Source organism: Cupriavidus sp. H19C3, from assembly GCF_049393815.1.
In the GTDB taxonomy this organism is placed as follows: domain Bacteria; phylum Pseudomonadota; class Gammaproteobacteria; order Burkholderiales; family Burkholderiaceae; genus Cupriavidus.
In genome coordinates, this window is the sequence record NZ_CP184986.1 from 1,243,881 (window position 1) to 1,266,629 (window position 22,749).

24 protein-coding genes are annotated in these 22,749 nt (G+C 66.5%); 14 read left to right on the forward strand and 10 right to left on the reverse strand.

Going from position 1 to position 22,749, the window contains the following annotated elements:
• Positions 1-23 precede the first annotated feature (23 nt).
• The gene (locus DFLDMN_RS25145) at positions 24-425 is read right to left on the reverse strand and encodes a DUF1801 domain-containing protein (RefSeq protein ID WP_423200561.1); all 402 of its coding nucleotides are present in this window, start codon (positions 423-425) and stop codon (positions 24-26) included.
• 253 nt (positions 426-678) lie between these two features.
• Between DFLDMN_RS25145 and DFLDMN_RS25150 the strand changes: the two genes are divergently transcribed.
• From DFLDMN_RS25150 to DFLDMN_RS25170, 5 genes are all read left to right on the forward strand, one after another.
• Positions 679-1,335 carry an FMN-dependent NADH-azoreductase gene (locus DFLDMN_RS25150; RefSeq protein ID WP_423200488.1) on the forward strand — a complete coding sequence of 219 codons (657 nt, stop codon included), beginning with the start codon at positions 679-681 and terminating at the stop codon, positions 1,333-1,335.
• 109 nt (positions 1,336-1,444) lie between these two features.
• Positions 1,445-1,843, forward strand: coding sequence for a PaaI family thioesterase (locus tag DFLDMN_RS25155; RefSeq protein ID WP_423200489.1), 399 nt, complete (start codon positions 1,445-1,447; stop codon positions 1,841-1,843).
• 189 nt (positions 1,844-2,032) lie between these two features.
• Positions 2,033-3,727 carry an FAD-dependent oxidoreductase gene (locus DFLDMN_RS25160; RefSeq protein ID WP_423200490.1) on the forward strand — a complete coding sequence of 565 codons (1,695 nt, stop codon included), beginning with the start codon at positions 2,033-2,035 and terminating at the stop codon, positions 3,725-3,727.
• A 268-nt stretch (positions 3,728-3,995) separates the two neighbouring features.
• A complete protein-coding gene (locus DFLDMN_RS25165; RefSeq protein ID WP_423200491.1) occupies positions 3,996-4,955 on the forward strand; it encodes a histone deacetylase family protein in 960 nt (319 codons plus the stop codon).
• Complete coding sequence (locus tag DFLDMN_RS25170; RefSeq protein WP_423200492.1) at positions 4,952-5,578, forward strand: glutathione S-transferase family protein; 627 nt, start codon at positions 4,952-4,954, stop codon at positions 5,576-5,578. The genes DFLDMN_RS25165 and DFLDMN_RS25170 overlap by 4 nt, the downstream gene beginning before the upstream one ends.
• 93 nt (positions 5,579-5,671) lie before the next feature.
• Here DFLDMN_RS25170 and DFLDMN_RS25175 read toward each other — a convergent pair whose 3' ends face one another.
• The 3 genes from DFLDMN_RS25175 to DFLDMN_RS25185 form a co-directional block, all read right to left on the reverse strand.
• Positions 5,672-7,174, reverse strand: a complete 1,503-nt coding sequence (locus tag DFLDMN_RS25175; RefSeq protein WP_423200493.1) for a tripartite tricarboxylate transporter permease — start codon at positions 7,172-7,174, stop codon at positions 5,672-5,674.
• A gap of 16 nt (positions 7,175-7,190) precedes the next feature.
• A complete protein-coding gene (locus DFLDMN_RS25180) occupies positions 7,191-7,652 on the reverse strand; it encodes a tripartite tricarboxylate transporter TctB family protein (RefSeq protein ID WP_423200494.1) in 462 nt (153 codons plus the stop codon).
• A gap of 151 nt (positions 7,653-7,803) precedes the next feature.
• The gene (locus tag DFLDMN_RS25185; RefSeq protein WP_423200495.1) at positions 7,804-8,721 is read right to left on the reverse strand and encodes a LysR family transcriptional regulator; all 918 of its coding nucleotides are present in this window, start codon (positions 8,719-8,721) and stop codon (positions 7,804-7,806) included.
• A 161-nt stretch (positions 8,722-8,882) separates the two neighbouring features.
• On the opposite strand from DFLDMN_RS25185, the gene catA reads away from it, so the two are divergent.
• The 6 genes from catA to DFLDMN_RS25215 all read left to right on the forward strand — a co-directional run bounded on the left by catA (position 8,883) and on the right by DFLDMN_RS25215 (position 14,297).
• Positions 8,883-9,812 (forward strand): catechol 1,2-dioxygenase, encoded by a 930-nt coding sequence (gene catA / locus DFLDMN_RS25190; RefSeq protein ID WP_423200496.1) that lies wholly within the window; start codon positions 8,883-8,885, stop codon positions 9,810-9,812.
• A gap of 95 nt (positions 9,813-9,907) precedes the next feature.
• A complete protein-coding gene (gene benA, locus DFLDMN_RS25195) occupies positions 9,908-11,371 on the forward strand; it encodes a benzoate 1,2-dioxygenase large subunit (RefSeq protein ID WP_423200497.1) in 1,464 nt (487 codons plus the stop codon).
• A gap of 8 nt (positions 11,372-11,379) precedes the next feature.
• On the forward strand, positions 11,380-11,895 hold the full coding sequence (benB, locus tag DFLDMN_RS25200) for a benzoate 1,2-dioxygenase small subunit (RefSeq protein WP_423200562.1): 516 nt from the start codon (positions 11,380-11,382) through the stop codon (positions 11,893-11,895).
• A 22-nt stretch (positions 11,896-11,917) separates the two neighbouring features.
• Positions 11,918-12,937, forward strand: a complete 1,020-nt coding sequence (gene benC / locus DFLDMN_RS25205; RefSeq protein ID WP_423200498.1) for a benzoate 1,2-dioxygenase electron transfer component BenC — start codon at positions 11,918-11,920, stop codon at positions 12,935-12,937.
• Positions 12,937-13,722, forward strand: coding sequence for a 1,6-dihydroxycyclohexa-2,4-diene-1-carboxylate dehydrogenase (locus DFLDMN_RS25210; protein WP_423200563.1), 786 nt, complete (start codon positions 12,937-12,939; stop codon positions 13,720-13,722). The genes benC and DFLDMN_RS25210 overlap by 1 nt, the downstream gene beginning before the upstream one ends.
• Before the next feature lie 176 nt (positions 13,723-13,898).
• Entirely contained in the window at positions 13,899-14,297 is a 399-nt protein-coding gene (locus tag DFLDMN_RS25215; RefSeq protein WP_423200499.1) for a cupin domain-containing protein, read from the forward strand.
• Between the two features lie 17 nt (positions 14,298-14,314).
• Here DFLDMN_RS25215 and DFLDMN_RS25220 read toward each other — a convergent pair whose 3' ends face one another.
• From DFLDMN_RS25220 to ampC, 6 genes are all read right to left on the reverse strand, one after another.
• Complete coding sequence (locus DFLDMN_RS25220) at positions 14,315-15,877, reverse strand: hypothetical protein (RefSeq protein ID WP_423200500.1); 1,563 nt, start codon at positions 15,875-15,877, stop codon at positions 14,315-14,317.
• A 104-nt stretch (positions 15,878-15,981) separates the two neighbouring features.
• Positions 15,982-16,239, reverse strand: coding sequence for a hypothetical protein (locus DFLDMN_RS25225; RefSeq protein ID WP_423200501.1), 258 nt, complete (start codon positions 16,237-16,239; stop codon positions 15,982-15,984).
• 495 nt (positions 16,240-16,734) lie between these two features.
• Positions 16,735-17,130, reverse strand: coding sequence for a hypothetical protein (locus DFLDMN_RS25230; protein ID WP_423200502.1), 396 nt, complete (start codon positions 17,128-17,130; stop codon positions 16,735-16,737).
• Between the two features lie 349 nt (positions 17,131-17,479).
• Positions 17,480-17,821 (reverse strand): DUF4148 domain-containing protein, encoded by a 342-nt coding sequence (locus DFLDMN_RS25235; RefSeq protein WP_423200503.1) that lies wholly within the window; start codon positions 17,819-17,821, stop codon positions 17,480-17,482.
• A gap of 204 nt (positions 17,822-18,025) precedes the next feature.
• Positions 18,026-18,577: a type 1 glutamine amidotransferase domain-containing protein gene (locus DFLDMN_RS25240; RefSeq protein WP_423200504.1), complete on the reverse strand. Its 552-nt coding sequence runs from the start codon at positions 18,575-18,577 to the stop codon at positions 18,026-18,028.
• A 218-nt stretch (positions 18,578-18,795) separates the two neighbouring features.
• Positions 18,796-20,001: a class C beta-lactamase gene (gene ampC / locus DFLDMN_RS25245; protein ID WP_423200564.1), complete on the reverse strand. Its 1,206-nt coding sequence runs from the start codon at positions 19,999-20,001 to the stop codon at positions 18,796-18,798.
• 270 nt (positions 20,002-20,271) lie between these two features.
• On the opposite strand from ampC, the gene DFLDMN_RS25250 reads away from it, so the two are divergent.
• Genes DFLDMN_RS25250 through DFLDMN_RS25260 form a run of 3 tightly spaced genes read left to right on the forward strand, consistent with a single transcriptional unit; the run spans position 20,272 to position 22,678 of the window.
• On the forward strand, positions 20,272-21,402 hold the full coding sequence (locus DFLDMN_RS25250) for an acyl-CoA dehydrogenase family protein (RefSeq protein ID WP_423200505.1): 1,131 nt from the start codon (positions 20,272-20,274) through the stop codon (positions 21,400-21,402).
• The gene (locus tag DFLDMN_RS25255) at positions 21,399-22,001 is read left to right on the forward strand and encodes a class I SAM-dependent DNA methyltransferase (RefSeq protein ID WP_423200506.1); all 603 of its coding nucleotides are present in this window, start codon (positions 21,399-21,401) and stop codon (positions 21,999-22,001) included. Before DFLDMN_RS25250 ends, DFLDMN_RS25255 begins: the two co-directional genes overlap by 4 nt.
• Positions 21,998-22,678: a glycosyltransferase gene (locus tag DFLDMN_RS25260; protein ID WP_423200507.1), complete on the forward strand. Its 681-nt coding sequence runs from the start codon at positions 21,998-22,000 to the stop codon at positions 22,676-22,678. The genes DFLDMN_RS25255 and DFLDMN_RS25260 overlap by 4 nt, the downstream gene beginning before the upstream one ends.
• Positions 22,679-22,749 lie beyond the last annotated feature (71 nt).

The following is a 22,749-nucleotide window of genomic DNA, read 5'->3' on the forward strand; positions in this document are numbered from 1 at the left end:
CGCGGAGGGGCGGCTCGCCCGGGTTACTTGCGGGCCTTTGACAGGTTCAACGCCACCGCCGCGCGCACCAGCGCCTGCAGTGCCTTCGCGGGAATGACATCGCCTTCGTGGAAGTCGATGGCGCGACGGGTATTGCCGTCGAGACTCGCGTTGAAGAGGTGCGACGGGTCCTCGAGCGAGGCGCCCTTGGCAAACGTCATCTTCACGGCCGCCTTGTAGGTCTCTCCCGTGCAGACGATGCCGTGGCGCGACCACACCGGAACGCCGCGCCACTTCCATTCCTCGACGATGTCCGGGTCCGCCTCGCGCACCAGCTGGCGGATCCTGGCCAGCATCTCGCCGCGCCAGTCGTCCAGTTCCCGGATACGCGCGTCGATCGATGCCGATGCGGACGCGTCCGCCGCCGTGGCGGCGTGGGCGCCCATGCGCGCGGCGCCTTCCCTCTGCACCTCCTTCTGCACCGCCTTCTGCACCGCCTTCTGCGACATGTCTCTCCTCCTCTCGGGCGAATGCCGGCGATTATGAACCATCGCGTGCCGGACACCGCCACGGACAGCCACGGTCAGGGCGGCCAGGCATGGTCCATCATGCACCAGTCGAAATTGCATTTCATGGCCCTTTCGGGCAAGCCATGCTGGCTTTAGCATGGGTGCAACTTCTCTTGCAAACGCACCCGCCATGAAAATTCTTCGTCTGACCTGCAGCCCGCGCCGGGAATTGTCCGAGAGTTTCCGCCTGTCGGAGGCCATTGTGCGCCGCCTTCTGGAGCGTCATCCACACGCTGAGCTGATGGAGCGCGCGCTCGCCGATGGCACCATCTCGCACGTCGACGGCCACTATGCGCGTGTACTCGGTACCGGTGGCACCACCGCCACCGACACCGGTCCCGCCTTCGACGTCGACTCGCCACGCAACAGCCTGGCCGAGTCCGAAACGCTGATCCGCGAGCTGGAGGCCGCCGATATTCTGGTGATCGGCACGCCCATGCACAACTACACCGTGCCGTCGGCGCTCAAGGCGTGGATCGACCACGTGGTGCGGGTCCATCGCACGTTCCGCCCCTCGCCGCATGGCAAGGAAGGCATGCTCGCCGACCGCCCGACCTTTATCGCCGTATCCGCCGGTGGCAGCTATGCGCGCGAGCCCGGCCAGTCCCGCCAGCCGGACTTCCTCACGCCGTATCTCACGGCGGTGCTCAACACCATCGGCATTCGCGATATCACGTTCTTCTCGGTCCAGCGTTCGGCGCGCGGGCCCGAGGCGTTGCACGACTCCCGCCACGCCGCGGCCGCCCACCTGGACCGGCATTTCAGCGCAAGCGCGGCGCGGCCGTGACGGCTCGCTTGCATACCACTCAACGGCTCGCCAGCAAAACTCGCTTGTCAGCGTAAGGCTCAAGGGTCAAGATCGAGGGCTTCCCGATCCACTACCCCTTGACCTTACCGTGCCTCCCGCCACCGATAACCCGCTGCTCGACTATCTCGGCATTCGTCTCACCGAGGTCGGACTCGGCCATTGCACGTTCGAAATGGAGGTCGAACCTCGCCATCTGAACCGCCAGGGCACGCTGCAAGGCGGGGTCAGCGCGACGCTGCTCGATGCTGCCTGCGGCTACGCCGGCCTGCAGGGCGAAGACGGCGCGCTCGGCAATGCGGTCACGCTGATGCTGACCATCAGCTACCTCGGCAGGGTCAGCGCCGGCCGCGTGCGCGCGCAAGCCACGGTGACGCGCGCCGGCCGCAGCATCTACTTCTCGTCGGCGGAGCTTTTGTCCGAGGCCGGCGAAAAGATCGCCACCGCGCAAGGCACGTTCAAGCGCTCGCGGTCCCGCCCAGGGGAATAACCCCGGCCCGCGCCGACGGCGCTGGTGAAGGCTCGGCACTACCGCAGCCCCCTGGCAGTACCCCCGCAAGTCCCCGGCACGGTACGACGAAAGTCTTACCGCGCCGTCGCATTGGCCTTGCCAAAAGCGCCTATATTTGACCGGTAAGGCGCCCGTCCGCGCCGGTGGGCCGACTGGGAGAGGACTGGCATGAGTCAAGCGTCGACGCAAGGACCGGAGCGCGCGGAGGAGCCGCCGGACGAAGCCTCGGTCCGCGACCATCCACGCTACGCCCAGATGTTTCCGGTCCTGACCGACGCGGAACTCGAGCGCGTACGCCGCTATGGCACCCTGACCCATCACCCGGCCGGAAGCTACCTCTATCGCGCCGGCAGCCCGTGCGCGGGCGTATTCGTGCTGCTCGCCGGCAAAGTGCGCATCGTGGGCCGCGACGGCCTTGGCCACGAGCGCAATATCCACACCTATACACTGCGCGGCGAATTCACCTCCGATGTCACGCAGCTCTCCAGCAAGCCGGCGGTGGTGGACGCTTATGTCGTCGACGACGTGGAAGCGGTCCTGCTGCGTCCCGACGGCCTCAGCGACATGATGATCAACGAGGCCGACCTCGGCGAGACCTTCATGCGCGCGCTGATCCTGCGTCGCGTGCTGGTGATCGAACGCGGCCAGGGCGTGGTGCTGGTGGGCGACCATGGCGATGCGCGGCTGCTGGCGTTGCAGAATTTCCTGCGCCGCAATGGCTTTCCATATACCTCGATCGACCGCAAGGAAGACCCTGACGCCATCGCGCTGCTGGAACGCCTGACGCCGTTGCCGGACGACTTTCCGCTGGTGGTGTGCCCGGACGGCAGCGTGCAGCGCAACCCCGACGAAGCGCATCTCGCCTCGTGCCTGGGCCTGGTGCCGGAGTTCGATCCGATGCATGTCTACGATGTGGCCATCATCGGCGCCGGACCGGCCGGGCTGGCCACCGCGGTGTATGCCGCGTCGGAAGGCTTGTCGGTGGCCGCGCTCGATTGCCGCGCACCCGGCGGGCAGGCCGGTACCAGCGCGCGCATCGAAAACTACCTGGGCTTTCCCACCGGCATTACCGGCCAGGCGCTGGCCAGCCGCGCCTTTGTCCAGGCGCAGAAATTCGGCGCGCATATCGGCATTCCGTGCGAAGTCACGGCGCTGCAGTGCGGGCGCTATCCGCTCGTCGTCGCGCTGGCGGACGGCAAGGCTATCCAGGCCCGCACCGTGGTGATCGCCAGCGGCGCGGAATACCGGCGGCCCGCGGTCGACGGCCTCGACCGCTTCGAGTCCTCCGGCGTCTATTACTGGGCCACGCCGATCGAGGCGCGGCTCTGCCGCAAGGAACCCGTGGTGCTGGTCGGCGGCGGCAACTCGGCCGGACAGGCTGCGGTATTCCTGGCCGGGCATGCCGAGCATGTGCACATGTTCATCCGCAGCGCCACCCTCGACCACAGCATGTCGCGCTACCTGATCTCGCGCGTACGCGCATTGCCCAACGTCACCGTGCATCCCGGCGTCGAGCTGACCGCGCTCGAGGGCGGCACCCGCCTGGAACGCATTCACTTCCGCGGCGCGGGCGGCATCGAAGGCAGCGTCACCACGCATCATCTGTTCGTCTTTATCGGCGCCGCGCCCAACACCGGCTGGCTCCGCAGCAGCGGCGTGGCGGTCGACGACAAGGGCTTTGTCCTGACCGATTTCAACCTCCCCGAAGCGGCCGGACGCGCACTGCCGCTGCAGACCAGCGTGCACGGCGTTTTCGCCATCGGCGACGTCCGCTCCGGCTCGACCAAGCGCGTGGCCTCGGCCGTCGGCGAAGGCGCGGCCGTGGTGGCGCAGCTCCACCGCTTTCTCGCGGCCCATCCCTAGGACGCTCCGGTTCGCTCTCGCCGCCGGCGCTGGTAGCCGGCGCCGGCGCGTCGGCGGGCCCGACACGCCAAGAAAATGGTACGTCCAGCTCGACGCCCCTACTCCAGTACGACTGGCGGCACCGGCATCCGCCCGACCCGGTCACGGCGCCTTGGCGGCGCGCATTTGCTGATATATTACATATCTGATAGCGCCCCCGTGACGATCGCCTCCCGATCGTCGATTGCGATGCAGGTACGTCGCCGGTTGAAACCGAGTGCAGCCGATCATGACTACTACGATCATCTATACCCACGCCGCGTGTCTGGAGCACCGCCCCGGTCCGCACCATCCGGAGTCGCCCGAGCGCCTGCAAGCCGTCGTGCGGGCCTTGCAGGCACCGGAATTCGCCGGGCTCGAATGGCGCGATGCGCCGATGGGGACCGTCGAGCAGGTACGGCTGATACACGACGCCAGCTTTATCGACGAGATCGAGCAAAGCGCCCCCAGCCAGGGGTACGTGCCGCTGGATGCAGGCGATACGATCATGTCGCCGGGTTCGTGGGAAGCCGTCATGCGCTGCGTCGGCGCGGCGTGCGCGGGAGTTGATGCGGTCATGGACGGCCAGGCGCGCAACGTGTTTTGCGCGACGCGACCCTGCGGTCATCACGCCGAGCCGGCCCGGGCGATGGGCTTCTGCATTTTCAATCAGGCGGCCATCGCGGCGGCCTATGCCTATGACGTGCACAAGCTCGAACGCGTCGCGGTGGTGGATTTCGATGTGCATCATGGCAACGGCACGCAGGCGGCGTTCTTCGACCGGCCCGAGCTGTTCTATGCGTCCAGCCACCAGTCGCCGTTCTATCCCGGCACCGGGGCCCGCTCCGAGACCGGGGTCAACCACAATATCGTCAATGTGCCGTTGCCCCGCGGCTGCAATTCGGCGCAATTCCGTGCCGCGATGTCCGCCCTTGTCTTTCCCGCGCTCAGGGAATTCGCCCCGGAGCTCCTGATTCTCTCCACCGGCTTCGACGCACACCGCCTCGATCCGCTCGCCGGGATGAACCTTGAAGACACCGACTTCGACTGGATTACCCGGGAACTGATGCAGATTGCCGACCAGACCTGCGACGGCCGCATCGTGTCGATCCTGGAAGGCGGTTATAGTCTGGACGCATTGGCTACCAGTACGGCGGCGCATGTCAGCGCGCTGATGCAAGCCAGCCGCGAAGGACCCGAAGGACCATGACCATCACCCTGCATACCTGGAACACCCCCAACGGGCGCAAGATCAGCGTGGCGCTCGAAGAAATGAACTTGCCCTACACCGTCAACACGGTGGACATCACCAAGGGCGAGCAGTTCGCGCCAGACTTCCTGCGCATCAGTCCCAATAACAAGATTCCCGCGATTGTCGATCCCGACGGCCCGGGTGGACAACCTGTGAGCGTGTTCGAGTCCGGCGCGATCCTGCTGTATCTCGGCGAGAAGACCGGAAAATTCCTGCCGGCCGACTTGCGCGAGCGGATTCCGGTACTGGAATGGCTGATGTGGCAAATGGGCGGATTCGGCCCCATCCCCGGCCAGGTCCATCACTTCCGCGCGGTCGAGTCCGAAGTGGATCGACGCTACGGCCTCAAGCGCTATTCGGACGAGACGCACCGGCTGTATGGCGTGCTGGACCGCCGGCTCGCCGATACGGAATTCGTGGCCGGAGACCTGTCGGTGGCCGACTTCGCCATTCTGGGCTGGGCCTGGCGCCACGAACGTCACCAGGTGGAGCTCGGCAGCTATCCCAATGTCAGGCGCTGGTACGACGCGTTGTGGGCGCGGCCGGGCGTGCAACGGGGCTTTGCCGCCAGGCTCGACTGACGCTAAGGGACCGGAGCTCGGCAGACGCAAAAAGGCCGCTTCGCGGCATGCGAAGCGGCCCTGAAAACTGAACGAATTGGCGAACCCGGCGGCTTACTCCTCCTGGAACGCCTCTTCGCGTTTTGCCTTGATCGACGGCAGCGCGACCACCGCGACCAGTGCCGCCGCCGCGATCAGCAGGCCCATCGACAGCGGGCGCGAGATAAAGACCGAGAAGTCCCCGCGCGACAGCAGCAGCGTGCGGCGGAAGTTCTCTTCCATCATCGGCCCCAGCACAAAGCCCAGTAGCAACGGCGCCGGTTCGCAGCGCAGCTTGTGGAACAGGTATCCCACCATGCCGCAGGCCGCCGCCATAAAGACGTCGAACACCGTATTGTTGACCGAGTACACACCGATGCTGCAGAACACCAGGATGGCCGGGTACAGGTAGCGGTACGGCACCGTCAGCAGCTTCACCCACACGCCGATCAGCGGCAGGTTGAGGATCACCAGCATCAGGTTGCCGATCCACATCGACGCGATCAGCCCCCAGAACAGCGACGGGTTGCTGGTCATCACCTGCGGACCCGGCTGGATGTTATGGATGGTCATGGCACCGACCATCAGCGCCATCACCGCATTGGGCGGAATGCCCAGCGTCAGCAGCGGAATAAACGAGGTCTGTGCCGCCGCGTTGTTGGCGGATTCCGGTCCGGCCACGCCTTCGATCGCGCCCTTGCCGAACTCGTGCGAGTACTTCGACGTCTTCTTCTCCAGCGAATACGCCGCGAACGACGCCAGCGAGGCTCCGCCGCCTGGCAGGATACCGAGTGCCGACCCCAGCGCGGTGCCACGCAAGGTGGCCGGGATCATGCGCTTGAAGTCTTCCTTGGTGGGAAACAGGTTGGTCACGCGATCCGTGAAGGTCTCGCGCGCTTCCTTCTGCTCCAGGTTGGCGATGATCTCGGCAAAACCGAACAGACCCATGGCCAGCGCGGTGATGCTGATACCGTCGGTGAGCTCCGGCACGTCGAACGAAAACCGCGCCGCACCCGAGTTCACGTCGGTGCCGACCAGGCCCAACAGCAGCCCCAGCACGATCATCCCCACCGCCTTCACCAGCGAACCCGAGGCCAGCACCACGGCGCCGATCAGGCCCAGCACCATCAGCGAGAAATACTCGGCGGGACCGAACTTGAACGCGAGCTCGGAGAGCGGCGTGGCAAACGCGGCCAGGATCAGCGTGGCCACGCTGCCGGCAAAGAACGAGCCCAGGCCCGCAGTGGCCAGCGCCACGCCGGCGCGGCCACGCCGCGCCATCTGGTAGCCGTCGAGCGTGGTACACACCGACGAGGACTCGCCCGGCAGGTTGACCAGAATGGCGGTGGTCGAACCACCATACTGGGCGCCATAGTAGATGCCCGCGAGCATGATCAGCGCCGCTACCGGCGGCAGCGAATAGGTGACCGGCAGCAGCATCGCGATGGTCGCGAGCGGCCCCAGCCCCGGCAGCACGCCGATCAGCGTGCCCAGTACGCAACCGAGAAACGCATAGGCGATGTTCTGCAGCGATAGCGCCGTGGAAAATCCCAGCGCGAGATGACTCAGCAATTCCATCCGTGGCCCCTTGCCTTTAGTTGGTCAGAAATGCAGGCCACACCGGCATCTGCAGATTAATGCCGTAGACAAAGGCGACCGTGCTGATGATCACCAGCACGATGGCATTCAGCACTGCGCCCTTCCATGAGAACTCGTGGCTCGCCATGGACGACAGGATGACCAGCACCAGCACGGACAGCACCATGCCGAGCGGCTTGAGCACCAGGCCGAATACCACCACCGAGCCCAGCACCCACAGCATGGTCTTGAAGTCCCAGCGCGCCATGCGGTCTTCCTCGGCCTTGGCGGACGTGGCGCCAATGGCGACCACCGCGCCAAGCAATGCCAGCACGATGCCAAGCCAGAACGGGAAATAGCCGGGGCCCATCTTGGCGGCGGTACCCATCGAATAGCCGCGTGCAATCAGTGAAAAGCCAAGCCCCACAACAATGAACATCAATCCCGACAACAGGTCGGTCTGCCTGCGTACTCGCATGCGTGTAGTCCCCTCGAAGTTTTCCTCCACCACATCGCCATCATCTCGGCCCAATGGTCCGGACGACGGTTCGAGTTCGGGAGTTTATATCACGCTATGATGTATTTTCTCGAAACTAGGGGTTATTCCCGAGAAATTTCCCACTTTCATGCTAATCCGGCGCGCGCTGAAGGTGATCGACGCGCTCTTCCTCGTAGAGTGCGTAGATCAGCGCAAGCATGTCGTTCAGGTAGGCGGACTCGTCCATCATGCGCATGCTCATGATGATCGGCGAGACAATGCGCGCATCGTCGAAGGGCATGTAGGTCACATCGTCGCGCTTCATGCCGACCACGCTGGTCGGCACCACGGACACGCCCTCTCCTGCCGCGACCAGACCGACCGCAATCTGGACTTCGCGCACCTCCTGGATCTTGCCGGGCCGCAGACCGCGATCGTGAAACGACGCCAGGACCTGATCGGCAAAGCTCGGCCGGGGTGCCTTGGGGAAGATGATCAGCGTTTCATCGACGAGATCGGCGAGACTCAGCATGTCACGCCCCTCGCCGAGCGGATGGCCTAGCGGCAGCGCGGCGACCAGCCGTTCTTCACGCAGCACCACGCGCCGTACCGCGGGATCGTCATGACGGATGCGCCCAAAGCCCACATCGATGCGGCCCTCCTTGAGCGCCTTGATCTGGTCCATGGTCGACATCTCGTGCAGCGTCATCTCGATATGCCGATGCGCGGCCCGAAAGCGCCGGATGATCCGGGGCAGCATGCCGTACAGCGTGGAGCCGACAAAGCCGACCGACACCTTGTGCTCGATCTTGCTGACGCGTCGCGTCATGGCCTCGAGCTCAGCGGTCTGCGCCAGCAGCTGCAGCGCATGCGTGTAGAAAAAGCGCCCGGTATCGGTAAGCCGGAGCGGACGCACGTTGCGCTCGAACAGCGAAACGCCCAGCAACTCCTCGAGTTGCTGGATCTGGCGCGACAGCGGCGGCTGCGCGATGTGCAGCCGTTCGGCCGCCCGTGTGAAGTTCCGTTCCTCCGCGACGGCCACGAAGTAGCGTAAATGTCTCAGCTCCACTTTCATACCTCTCCGGTATTGCCCAGATACTCAATCAGTCTTGGACGCCATAAAACCGCGTCAACTATGCTCCCTCACATGCCGGACATCAAGTTCGATACTCAGACCGTATCGTCACACCGGCCATTCGAGTACCCCGCAGAACATACGGAGCGAGACATATGACACACACCGAGATCGACGCGCTGGTGAGGCAATTCCTGGTCGACACCGCTACCCGGGGCACGCCCCATCCGCGCGTGCAGCAGGTAGTCACGCGGCTGACCGCGGACCTGTTCAAGGCCATCGAGGACCTCGACCTGACGGCCGACGAAGTCTGGCGCGGCATCGAATACTTCGCGGAAGCCGGTGCCACGCACGAACTCGGCCTGCTTGCCGCAGGGCTCGGGCTCGAACGCTTTCTGGATATCCGCGCCGATGCAGCGGACACGCGCGCCGGTCTGACCGGCGCCACGCCGCGCACGATCGAAGGTCCGCTCTATGTGGCGGGGGCTCCCGAGAGCATCGGCTTTGCGCGCCTCGATGAAGCCGGCGCGGATGGCGGCGCCGAGGGCGAAGTGCTCTTCATGCAGGGGAGCGTCCGCGGCACCGACGGCACGCCGCTAGCCGGCGCGCGCGTGGAGGTATGGCATGCCAACCAGCTCGGCAACTATTCGTTCTTCGACAAAACCCAGCCGGCCTTCCACCTGCGGCGCACGATCATCACCGACAGCAATGGCCGCTACCAATTCCGCAGCACCATGCCGATGGGCTACGGCTGTCCGCCCGCAGGCACTACGCAGCGTCTGCTCGACCTGTTGGCCCGCCATGGCCGCCGCCCCGCGCATATCCACTTCTTCGTCTCGGCCCCCGGACATCGCAAGCTGACCACGCAGATCAATATCGATGGCGATGCGTTCCTGTGGGACGACTTTGCGTTTGCCAGCCGCGATGGCCTGGTGCCGGCCGTCCGGCGCATCGACGATCCGGCGCGGATGGACCGGCATGGCGTGGACCGGCCGTTCGCCTCGATCGACTTCGATTTCCGCCTCCATCGCGACATGGCCGGCGCCCCGGCCGCGGAAGTGGCACGCCAGCGCGCCGCCGCCTGAACGGTCGGCACCCTGAAGCATCGACGGGCAAACGCCCGCGGGCTTCGCCCCCGGGCCGCGCGCCAGACGCGGCCAGTGACATCGCAGGAGACAGCATGATTCCGATCCATGTGGATAACGGTGCGGGCCACGCCTGCCCGGCTTCCGCCCATGCCCCTTCCCTTGACGGCATCGCCGGCGCCATCGAGGGCCCCATCAGCGACCCCGCCCAGCTCGATTGCTTTCTGATCGAGAACAAGGACACCGGCGACTATCGCCTCCATCGCCGCGCATTTACCGACGAGGCCCTGTTCGAACTCGAGATGAAGCACATCTTCGAGGGCAACTGGGTCTATCTGGCACACGAGAGCCAGATCCCCAGCCACAACGACTACTACACCACGCATATCGGGCGCCAGCCCGTGGTGATCGCGCGCAATCGCCAGGGCGAGCTCAATGCGTTCATCAATGCGTGCAGTCATCGCGGCGCGATGCTGTGCCGGCACAAGCGGGGCAACAAGGCCACCTACACCTGTCCGTTCCACGGCTGGACCTTCAACAACAGCGGCAAGCTGCTCAAGGTGAAAGACCCCGACCAGGCCGGCTATCCCGAGGGCTTCAACAAGGAGGGATCGCACGACCTGCGCAAGGTGGCGCGCTTCGAGAACTATCGCGGCTTCCTGTTCGGCAGCCTCAACGCCGAGGTCCTGCCGCTACGCGAGTTCCTCGGCGAGGCGGCCCGCATCATCGACATGATCGTCGACCAGTCGCCGGACGGACTGGAGGTATTGCGCGGCGCGTCGACCTATACCTTCGCCGGCAACTGGAAGCTGCAGGCCGAGAATGGCGCGGACGGCTATCACGTCTCCGCGGTCCACTGGAACTACGCGGCTACCACCAGCCACCGCAAGCAGCAGGAAGCGCGCGCCGACCAGATCCGCGCCATGGATGCCGGCAAGTGGGGCAACCAGGGCGGTGGCTTCTACGCCTTCGATCACGGCCATATGCTGCTGTGGACGCGCTGGGCCAATCCCGAAGATCGCCCCAACTTCGCGCGCCGCGCCGAGTTTGCCGAACGCTGCGGCGAAGACGCGGCGGACTGGATGATCCAGAACTCGCGCAATCTCTGCCTGTACCCCAACGTCTACCTGATGGACCAGTTCGGCTCCCAGATTCGCCTGCTGCGCCCGCTCTCGGTGGACCGCACCGAGGTCACCATCTATTGCATCGCGCCGCGCGGCGAGGCGCCCGCAGCGCGAGCACACCGCATTCGCCAGTACGAGGACTTCTTCAACGTGAGCGGCATGGCCACGCCGGACGACCTCGAAGAGTTTCGCGCGTGCCAGCAAGGCTACGCCGGCGAGGCGCTGCCCTGGAACGACATGTGCCGTGGTGCCACGCACTGGGTCGACGGGCCCGACGAGGCCGCGCGCCGCATCGGCCTCAATCCGCGCATGAGCGGTGTGCGCACCGAGGACGAAGGCCTCTATACCGTGCAGCACCGCTACTGGCTCGAAACCATGAAGCGCGCGGTAGCGGCACGCGGTGTCACGACCCATGGTACGGAGGATGCGGCATGAGCTCGGCTATGCGCACCGTAATCGCCAACGAATCGGCCCGCATCGATGCCGGCGCCATCACGCGCTTCCTGTACCGGGAGGCACGCCTGCTCGACGACGAGCAGTGGGACGAGTGGCTGACCTGCTATCACCCCGACGCGGAATTCTGGATGCCGTGCTGGGACGACGACGGCAAGCTGATCACCGACCCGCAGCGCGAGATCTCGCTCATCTATTACCCCAACCGGCAGGGGCTGGAGGATCGCATTTTCCGCATCAAGACCGAGCGGTCGAGCGCCACCATTCCCGATACGCGCACCAGCCACAACATCAGCAACGTGGAAGTGGAAAGCGTGGAGGGGGACCGCTGCACGGTGCGTTTCAACTGGCACACGCTGAGCCATCGGTACCAGACCGACTACAGCTACTTCGGCATGTCGCGCTACGTGCTGGACCTTGCGGGCGAGTCCCCCCGCATCCTGAACAAGTACGTCGTGCTCAGGAACGACTACATCCATCAGGTCATCGACATCTATCACATCTGAGCGCGGCAGGAGGAAACCGGCCATGGAACATACGATCGCCCTGCAATTCGAGGACGGCGTCACCCGCTTCATCGCGTGCGGCGAACACGAGACCCTCTCGGACGCCGCCTATCGGCAGCAGATCAACATCCCGCTCGACTGCCGCGACGGCGCCTGCGGCACGTGCCGCGGCCAGTGCGAGTCGGGCCGCTACGACCTGCCGCCTTCGAGCTATATCGAAGACGCGCTGAGCGCCGAGGAAGCCGCCAGCGGGTATGTGCTGGCCTGCCAGACGCGGCCGCGCTCCGATTGCGTGATCCGGGTCGCGGCGTCGTCCACCGCCTGCAAGACCGGCGTGACGCGCTTTGAAGGCGCCATTGCCGATGTGGCGCCGCTGTCGCCTTCCACCATCGGCTTTTCGATCGATCTCGACGATCCGCTGGCGCTGAGCTTCCTGCCCGGCCAGTACGTCAACGTCGAGATTCCCGGCGCGGGGCAGACTCGTGCGTATTCGTTCAGCTCCGCGCCCGGCGCGCCGCGCGCGGCTTTCGTGGTGCGCAACGTGCCGGATGGCAAGATGAGCCGCTATCTCGCGGACCAGGCGCGCGCGGGCCAGCGCATGGCCTTCTCCGGTCCCTATGGCAGCTTCTATCTGCGGCCGGTGACACGCCCGGTCCTGTTCCTCGCGGGCGGCACCGGTATCGCGCCGTTCCTGTCCATGCTGGACGTGCTCGCGGCGAGCGACCTCACGCAACCGGTACGCATGGTCTATGGGGTCACCCATGACGTCGACCTGGTCGCGCTCGACCGGCTCGATACGGCCGCAGCCAGGGTGCATGGCTTCGCGTACCGGACCTGCGTAGCGGATGCCGGCAGCACGCACGCGCGCAAAGGGTACGTGACGGCGCATGTCGATCCCGCCTGGCTCAATGGTGGCGATGTCGATATCTATCTGTGCGGACCGGTGGCAATGGTCGAGGCGGTACGCGGCTGGCTGCAGCAGAACGGCGTGACCCCCGCGGGCTTCTACTTCGAGAAGTTTGCGGCCAGCCAGGAGGCATGATGCGCGCGCACCATCGATTCACCGACCGCACCATGATCGTGACTGGCGCCGCGCAAGGTATCGGTCGCGGCGTGGCCATCGCGGCGGCGGCGGAAGGCGCACGCGTGCTACTGGCCGATCGCTCGCCGCTGGTCGACGAAGTGGCGGCGGAGATCGGCATGGCCGGCCACGAGGCCCAGACCGTGCACGCCGATCTCGAGACGTGGGCGGGCGCGGAAGCCATGGCGGCGGCCGCGCTGACGGCGTTCGGCCGCATCGACATTCTCGTCAACAACGTCGGGGGCACCATCTGGACCCGACCGTACGAGCACTACGCGCCGGAGCAGATCGAGGCCGAGATCCGTCGTTCGCTGTTTCCCACGCTTTGGAGCTGCCGCGCGGTACTGCCCGCCATGCTGGCCCGCCGCGCCGGCGTGATCGTCAATGTGTCGTCGATCGCCACCCGCAGCATTCACCGCGTGCCGTACGCGGCAGCCAAGGGTGGCGTCAATGCGCTGACGGCCAGCCTGGCGTTCGAGCATGCCGCCGACAACATCCGCGTCAACGCGGTCGCCACCGGCGGCACCGAAGCCCCGCCGCGGCGCATTCCGCGCAACGCGGCGCCGCAGTCCGAGCAGGAAGCCGCGTGGTACCAGGACATCGTCGGCCAGACCATCCAGTCGAGCCTGATGCGCCGCTACGGCACCATCGACGAACAGGTCGGCGTCATCCTGTTCCTGGCCTCGGACGAGGCGTCGTACATGACCGGCACGGTGGTGCCGGTCGGCGGCGGCGATCAAGGCTGACTGCGGGGCGCGCAGGCGGCACACGCCAGTGCTGCCGCCCGCGCGCCCTTGTATCGCATCGTGTGCGCGACACAGCCGCATACATTGGCTTACAAGACGCCCCCGCCGCCATACACGCGCGATACAGCGCTCCGCTTCAATGGCTTCACATTCTCTCAACAGGAAAGGACGCCATCATGAAGACCACCCGAATTCTCGCCGCCGCCCTGCTGGTACTGGGTGCCGGACTGCTGCCCGCGGCCGGCGCGCAGACGCCCGGGCTCCACCGTACCGACCTGGTGCGCAACGACCTGAGCGCGAGCGGGCATGAAGTGGTACAGGTCCGCGTGGACTTCGATCCCGGCGTGCTGGCACCGCGCCATGCGCATCCGGGCGAGGAAGTGGCGTTCGTGCTCGCAGGCACGCTCGAGTATCGGCTTGACGGGCGCGCGCCGGTCACGCTGAAGGCGGGCGAGTCGCTGTTCATACCCGACGGCGTGGCACACTCGGCCAGGAACGTCGGCAGCGGCACGGCGTCGGAACTCGCGACCTACGTCGTACGCAAGGGCGCCCCGCTGGTGGTGCCGCGCCCGTAAGCGCGCGGGCGCCGTGCTCAGGCAGCCAGTCGCGCGGCCTGCGACTCGAGCAGCACGCGGTCGTGCATGCTCGCCAGGATCTCCTCCTGCCGCGCCAGCGCGTCCTGCAGCGATGTGGCGCGGCCGCGTGCGTCATGGTTCGAGATAGCGGCCTTGACCAGCGCCAGCACATCGGTGGTGCGCGTGTGCGACGACGGCGTGGTGGTGTCCTGCTCGAGCCGGCCGAGCTCGTACCGTTGCACGCGCCGCGACTGGTCGGCGGACTGCGTCAACGTGGCGCGTGCGAGCTGGCCCTGGTCGTACGCAAGCTCCATGTCGCTGCTGGCGGTATCGTGGATCTGCTCGTAGAAGTAATTCTGGGAGTACGCGCTATCGGACAGCATCAGCGCCGTATCGGCAAACAGCGAGCGGTGGAAGCTGGCGTCGAGCTTCGACTCCTGGTGCTGCCGCACGCTGCGATCGAGCTGTCCGGTGCCGCCGACCTGGGTCTGCTGCGAGACCTGGTACGAGAACGCATCGCGTTCGTCGCTGCGCATCGGGTTGCTGGCCTTGGTCACCTGTGTGACCGACGCGGAAAAATCGGCGAGACCCGTCATCATGCCGTGGTCGCCGGCACTGAAAACGATGCCGTGCGGCGCCGTGGCGGCATGGTCGGTATGGGTGTGCAGCGCGCTGAAGGCATCCTCGAACATGCCCATCAGGCCGGCATCGCCCTGCCCGCGCTGGCGTGCCTCGTCGAACTGCTTCAGGTACTGCGCCACTGCGCTGGCCTGCTGGCTGGCACTGCCGAGAATGCCGGCATTTTTCATGTCGACATCGACCTTCACATTGCCATCCGGTCCGGTGACCGATACCGAGCGGTGCGCATCGCTGGCGGTGAAATCGATGGTGCGTGTCGCGTTGGGTCCGACCACCGTGGTGGCGTGCAGGTTGACCGACGCCAGCACGGACGAATCGTAGTCCAGCAGATCGCCCAGCGCGAGCTTGGGCGGTACCGCGGTCAGGCCGTCGACAGCCTGCTCGAAGGCATCGGATAACCCGGCCAGCGCGCTGCGCTCGGCATCGGACAGCTGACCGCCCGTGACGGCGATCTGCACGGCAAGCCGATCGTCGTCGCTGCCCAGCGTCAACGCGACCGTGGCGCCGGAACGCGTGGCGATGGTGAGTGCCACCTGGTTGCCGGCTTCGCCGTGAAAGCGCGACGCCTTGACGCTCGACGCCGCGCTACCGGCCGGCAACTGGACCACCGACTGCGAAAAGTCGCCGCCATCGGTCTTGAAGCGCGCGAGCAAGGCCCCCGCCAGACCATCGAAGCGGTCAGCCAGGCGCGCGGCATAGGCGTTGCCGGCCATGCGCGAGGTCACGGCGTCGGAGGTCGTATGCTCCCAGACCGAAACCGGCGACAGCTGAGCCAATGTATAGACGGCACTGTCCCGAGCCGCCTGGCCGAGCGCAACCGCCGCCCTTGCTTGGCCGGTGGCCGGCGGCTGGCCGCCGCCCGCACTCCCGGCACCCGCAGGCGTAGTGAGGTTGGGCAAGCGCGCGGCGGTCTGCGCGCCGAGCGCGGGAATAGCGACCATGGGACCCTCTCTGTGTACTTGTCCTTGTGCGCTAACGGCAACTTTGAGCAGGACTTTAGCCTCAGGCGGGCCGGCCGGTCGCACGGCGGCAAGCGCCTGGACCGTCAGGCGCCCTCGGTGTACGGGTCGCGCGGGGCCTGCACATCGCGCGCGGCGTGCACATACGGATCGGCCGCCACACGCATGGCGTGGGCGCCATCGGTATAGGGATCGCGCGGAGCGCGCACATCGTGCGCACCATCGGTGTACGGGTCACGCGGTCCACGCACGTCGCCAGCCTGGACGGCGCCCGCCGCGATGGCCATGCCAGCGGCACCAAGGACCGCCGCGACACGCTTCAGGAATTGAGATCTGTTTGTCATGATGAAGCTCCTGCTTTAAAGATGAGTGCCTTCGATGAACGCGTTCGGTTATCGCGTTGGCTTGAATATATAAGCCCTGCAGGCAATGAAAAATCGTGAATCCTCGACACACCATCCATCGCTCTGTCCAATCGCTACAGCCGCGCCAGGCGGAGGTCCTGGGTCCACGATGGGTGTTCGACAGGTGTCGGCCGAATACGCTCAATCGCCATCGTGCGATATCGACAACGCACCACGCCGGCTAAAAATCCGATAACGGGATTGGTTATTTTTGCATCGCGGTCATCAAATAAATAACGGCCGCGAGTCGAAACTCGCGGCCGTTATCGATCGATGCCGTTTCATGGAGAGCGGTCGGGCATGCGCTGGCAGGCATGCACGGGCCCCGCGCCCGGCGTATCTGGGTATCGTCCTATCGTCCCATCAGCGTATAGGGGTACGGACAGGGGTACGGACAGGGGTACGGATAGGGGTATGAGGGGTATAGGCGAGGGCTTAGCGCGCAGTGCCGGGCTTGCAGTCCTCGACCATGCCGGCGACACGCTTGCCGCTCAGCAATGGGTGCCATTCGTCGGCACTGCGGATTTCGACGCGGGTCCCGCCACCGTTGGCCCCGCTACCGATCTGGCTCAGGCTGACCAGATGGAAATAGTGCGAATCGGCGCGGCTGCCGTCGCCGATGCGGATATCGACGCGACCGGGTTCCGGATAGGCGATGACCGTGGCGTCGTCCTTGAGCCGACTCTTGAGGCACAGCACCAGATCGCTGACGCTGGCATTGGAGCGCAACACCTTGGCATCGCGCGATTCCACCGCGCCCGTACCGCCGCTGGCACAGGCCGCCACGAACGGTGCCGCGATGGCGGCCGCCAACCATCCCCGAATCTGCATAAGGTCTCCCGTTGTTGAGGACGCCATGATATGCCATCGTGGCACCGCAGCCCAGCGGCCGCACCGACCGCGTGCCGCGTCCTGGCTGCCCTGCCTGGGCCCGGCCAGCGTGCCGCCCCGCTTCAGGCACGTCGCTGCGGGTTACGCACGGCAAGTGGGCGGAGGGAGGATGGGGAAGATGGGAAGATGGGGAAGATGGCGGCGTTAGCGACGCATGTACCGCTGTGCACGACGTCGCGCGCGCCACCGGTGGCGCGGACGCGTGGCAACACGCGGCCGCGCCAGGGAGAACAGACAACGGGCAGGCATGGCCATGCCGCGCGGCAGCGTTGCCAATACCGGCGGACGCTCAGGCACCGTAGTAGAACGGGCTGCGTACATTGTCGATGCGGTAGTGCATGCTGGCCATCTGGCGCGTCATCGGCGCCGCCATGGCCGGCTGGCTCGGCGTCTGGTTCATCGAGGTGGTCCTGGCGGCGTCCTCGGCGGCGATCTTCGCTTCGGCCGCCTGAATGTCCTGCGGATAGTTGGCATCTTCGCCAACGCCGGGATGGAAGCCCGCCTTTTCCACACGGATCAGGTCGGCGCGAACTTCGGCGCGGGTCAGGGGACCTTGCACGCCCTGTGCGAACGACAGTGCGGGAACAGCCAGCGTGCAGGCGACGAGCAGGGTGCGAGTCAACGTTTTCATGGTGCGTACCTCTCTTTATCTTGGTGGATGGCATCGCCCTCATGGCCGGTTGCCGGGAGGGCGGCTCTCATCGAAATGATGAAAAGCTGTACGCAGTATTGGATCTGGGCGCTGACCCGAGACTGACCGAAGAATTACAAAATTGTCAGTGTTCCGCGGACCCCGCCCCGGCCGCGGCACCACGCGGCCGGGGGGCACTTTCCGTCAGCGCCGTACACGCGCGAATTGCTCGCCGATAGCGCGGTTGAAGGCCGGAATATCGTCGGGCTTGCGGCTCGTGACGAGATTGCCATCCACCACTACCTCCTGGTCCACCCACTCCGCGCCGGCATTCGTCAGGTCCGTCTTCAGCGATGGCCACGAAGCGATCTTGCGACCCTTTGCCGCACCGGCCTCGATCACGGTCCACGGGCCGTGGCAGATCGCCGCGACCGGCTTGCCGGCATCGAAGAACGCCTTGACGAACGCGACTGCCGCGGGCTGCATGCGCAGCGAATCGGGGTTGATCACGCCGCCCGGCAGCAGCAAGGCGTCAAAATCATCGGGCCTGGCCTGTGCCAGCGGTATGTCGACAGCTACGGTATCGCCCCACTCCTTGACGTTCCAGCCCTTGATCAGCTGGTCCCTGGGCGATACCACGCTGGTGCGCGCGCCAGCGTCGTCGAGCGCCTTGCGCGGCTCGGTCAGTTCGACCTGCTCGAAGCCGTCGTCGGCAAGGATCGCCACCTTTACACCTGCCAGTGCCTGTTGTGCCATGGTCTGCTCCTGGATCGGTTGATCTCAACCGGTTGATTCCGGTTGGTCATGAATCCGGGTTCCATGCATCGACCATGCCACGGCCGCCATGACGTGCCCCCGCGCCCCGTCCCGACGATCCTGCAATATCGGCGGTGCCACGCGGCAACTTCTACAGACTCGCTGCCGGCAGCCGACCGCAGCGTCCAAGGCGCGTCGATGGCACCTCTATGGCACCTCTATGGCACGTCGATGGCCTGCAGGATGCGATGGGCGGCGGCGACGCGCGCGTCGAGCGGAAAATTGCGATTGGCGAGCATGACCACGCCGATCCGGCGTGCGGGCACACAGGCCACATAAGCGCCGAAGCCGTTGGTCGATCCCGACTTGTTGAGCAGCATGTCCGCGCGCGGCCGGGACGGTGGTTCCAGCTTGCGCGCCGCGTGCGGCTGGAAGGCCATGGCCGGACTATTGCCGGCGACCAGCGTGGCGAGCGCGGTCGGATAAGGGTACATCTCCCATCCCAACCCTTGCGTCATGGCACCGACCTGGTAGTACCCGGTGTGCGTGGCCGTGATGGCCTCGCGCCAGTCGGGCGGTAACGGCGCGGCATCAAGGTTGAGCTGGACAAAGCGGATCATGTCGACGGCGGTCGATTTCACGCCATAGGTCTGTGCGTCGAACGGTCCGGGATTGACGCGCACGGGCCTGCCTTGCCGGTCATAACCAAGCGCGTATGCGCCCATGCGAGCCGTCGGGACGTGGATATACGTGTGCGCGAGGCCCAGTTGCGGCAACAGCGTCGCTTCCATCAACGTCACGAACGGCTGGCCGAGGCTGCGCGCGGCGGCATCGCCTGCCAGCCCGATGCTCGGATTCGAATACAGCCGTTGCGTACCGGGCGCATGGCCGGGTTGCCATTGACGGAAATAGTCGAACACTTCCGCGTTCGAATTGACGGCATCCGGAAACTGCAGCGGCAGGCCCCCGGCCGTATAGGTGGCCAGTTGCAGCAGGCTGATGTGGTCGAAGCGCGAGCCCGCCAGCGCGGGTTCATGCCGGCTCGCCGCATCGGTCAGCTGCAGCCTGCCTTGCTGTTGGGCGTAGGCCAGCAACGTGGCGGTAAAGGTCTTGCTGACGGAGCCGAGTTCGAACAGCGTGTTTTCGCTGACCGGCTGCGCGCTATCGAGCGAGGCCACGCCGTAGTTGAAGTAGTAGGCCTTGCCGCCTGCCGTGACGGCCACTGCCATGCCGGGAATCTTGTGCTCGGTCATCACGGGCGCGATGGCGGCCTCGACGGCGGCAGCGAGGGCGGCATGGTCGGTGGCTGGTGCGCGCGCTTGCGTGGTGGCCTCGGCGGTGACGGCGGTGGTAACCGCGGTGGCGGCACTGGCGAGCGTGGGCGCACCAAGCGCGGCAACGGTAGCGAGTACGGCGCTACACAGCACGGCGTGGCGAGGCACGGCGCGGGCGCGGAGGGGCACTACGCGAAAGGGCACGTGGCAGGGTATCGTCATCGGTGGGATCGCCAGGGAGTCATCCAGGGCCGCCAGCATAGCAAGACGCGGCGCAGGCGCTTGTCCCGGGTCAGCCATGCGCCCGCGACGGCGCAGCGCGTGGGAATCCTCTGACAACGATTCGCGCCGGCCACCGCTGCTGGCGCGCTACCGCAGCTTCTATGCTGCTAGCAGAACAAGAATCTTGTGCCCATTGCCATGGATACCCTCGCGGACGATCCCGCAGGCTCTCTTTGCCTCCGTGACCTGATTGCCCGCTACGTGCCGGCGGACGGCGCCCCTTTGCCCGCTTCCGGCCATACGCTTGCGCGCTGGCGTCTGCTCGCGACCGTGGCGCACGACCACGGCGCGGTGGCGGGCAAGCTGTTCGAATCGCATCTGGATGCGCTCGCCATCATCGCCGAAATTGCCGGCGTCCCGCCCGCCCCGCCCGCCCCACATCGCGCCGGAGCGTCGCTTGCCTCGCCTGCCCCCGCGATGGGGGGCGCCACGCATGCCACGCATGGATGCTGGGCGGTGTGGGCGGCCGAACCGCCTTTTGCTGCCGTCGATGCCACGCCACTACCGGATTCCGAAGCGGCCGCGTGCGCGTCGTCGAGAGACGCCCTGAGCGCGACCACCGGCGGGCGCGCGCATGCACGGCTGACGCCGGTCCGCCTCAACGGTCGCAAGGCATGGTGCTCCGGCGCCCGCGAGGTCACCCATGCGCTGATGACATGCCGCGATGCCGAGGGCGCGCGGCGGCTCGCCGTGGTCGACATGCGCGCTGCCGGGATCGCGGTGACCGACGAGGGCTGGGAGGCCGTCGGCATGCGCGCCACCCACAGCGGTGACGTCTGCTTTGCCGATACGCCCGCGTTGCTGCTCGGCGACGCCGACGCCTATCTGCGTCGCCCGGGCTTCTGGCATGGCGGTGCCGGCATTGCCGCGTGCTGGTATGGCGCGGTGCTGCCGTTTGCCGAAGCGCTGCATGCCGGATTGCGCCGGCGCCCCGATCCGCACGGGGCCGCCCATTTAGGGGATATCGACGGACAGCTACGCGCGGCGGCTGCGTTGCTGCGCGAGACCGCCACGTGGATCGATACGCATCCCGTCGCCGATGCCATGCCGCACGCGATCCGCGTGCGCACGGTCGTCGAGGCCGCCGTGCAGCACACCCTGCGCCACGCGGGCAACGCGCTCGGCGCCGGTCCCTTGTGCCGCGACCGGCGACTCGCGGCGTGCTATGCGGACCTGCCGGTGTTCCTGCGGCAGAGTCACGCCGAACGCGACCTGGCCGCGCTCGGGGAGGCATTGGGCGCCGGCACCACGGAGGAATGGAAACTATGAGCGCGCCGGACAATACCGACTTCGAGGCGATTTTCCGCTTGCCCGATCCATGGGGATTCGAGTCGCTGTGGTATGAAGCCCGCAAGCGCGAAATCCTCCTCGCCTCGCTGCCGGACCGCCGCTACGGTCGCGTGTTCGAGCCAGCCTGCGCCAATGGCCTGCTGACCGAAGCGCTGGCGCGCCGCTGCACCGCCCTCGTCGCCATGGACCCGATCCCACGCGCGATCGAGCTGGCGCGCGCGCGCCTTGCCACACATCCGCACGTCTCGCTCGAGGTGGGTGAGCTGCCGCGCGACTGGCCTGACGGCATCTTCGACCTGATCGTGCTAAGCGAATTCGCGTACTACCTGCCGCTGGCCGCGTGGCAACGCCTCGCACAGCGCGCGGCGGCCTCGCTGAGCCCCCAAGGCGTGATCGTCGCCTGCCACTGGCTCCGGCCCTTTCGCGGCCGCCAGCTGTCGCCGCGCGAAGCGCATCGCTGCATCGGCAGGCAGCCCGGCCTGCATCGGCAGGCGCGACATCTGGAACCGGATTTTCTGCTGGAAGTGTGGTCGCGCGATGCACGCCCGCTGCGTAGCCGTGAGGAGGCACCGACATGATTGGCGTGGTCGTGCCGGTTCATAACGAGGAAGCATGCCTGGAAGCCTGTCTGCTGGCCCTGCGCGTGGCCATCGCCCATCCGCTGCTCAACGGCGAGCCGGCCATGGTGGTGGCCGTGCTCGACGCCTGCGATGACGCGTCCGCCGCCATCGCCGGCCGGCATCCGCACGTGACCTGCCTCACCGTGGCCGCGCGCAATGTCGGTGTGGCCCGCCATACCGGCGCGATGCACCTGCTGGCGGCGGACGCGCGCTGGCTGGCCTTTACCGATGCGGACAGCCGCGTGGCACCCGACTGGCTGGTGGCGCAACTGGCGGAGGGCACCGACGCGGTGTGCGGGCTGATCGAGGTCGACGACTGGAGCGAGCATTCGCCCGCGGTGGCGCATCGCTTCGACGCGCACTATCGGCGCGTGCGCGGTCACCGCCATATCCACGGCGCAAACTTCGGCGTGGCCTCGCACGCGTATCAGCGGGCCGGCGGATTTCCCGCCTATGCGGCGAGCGAGGACGTGGCGCTGGTGGAACGGCTGGCGGCGCTCGGCACACAGATCGCCTGGAGTCCGGCGCCGCGCGTGGTCACCAGCGCGCGCGCCGCCGGCCGGCTACGCGGCGGCTTTGCCGATTTTCTTTGTCAGTTGCGCACCGAGCCGATGGGACCACTCGGGGCGATCTGATCGCCCCGATGAGGGCTGTCTGTGGCCTTCGCGCAAGCCCCTCCCCGATCAGGCGCCCTGCCTATCAAGCG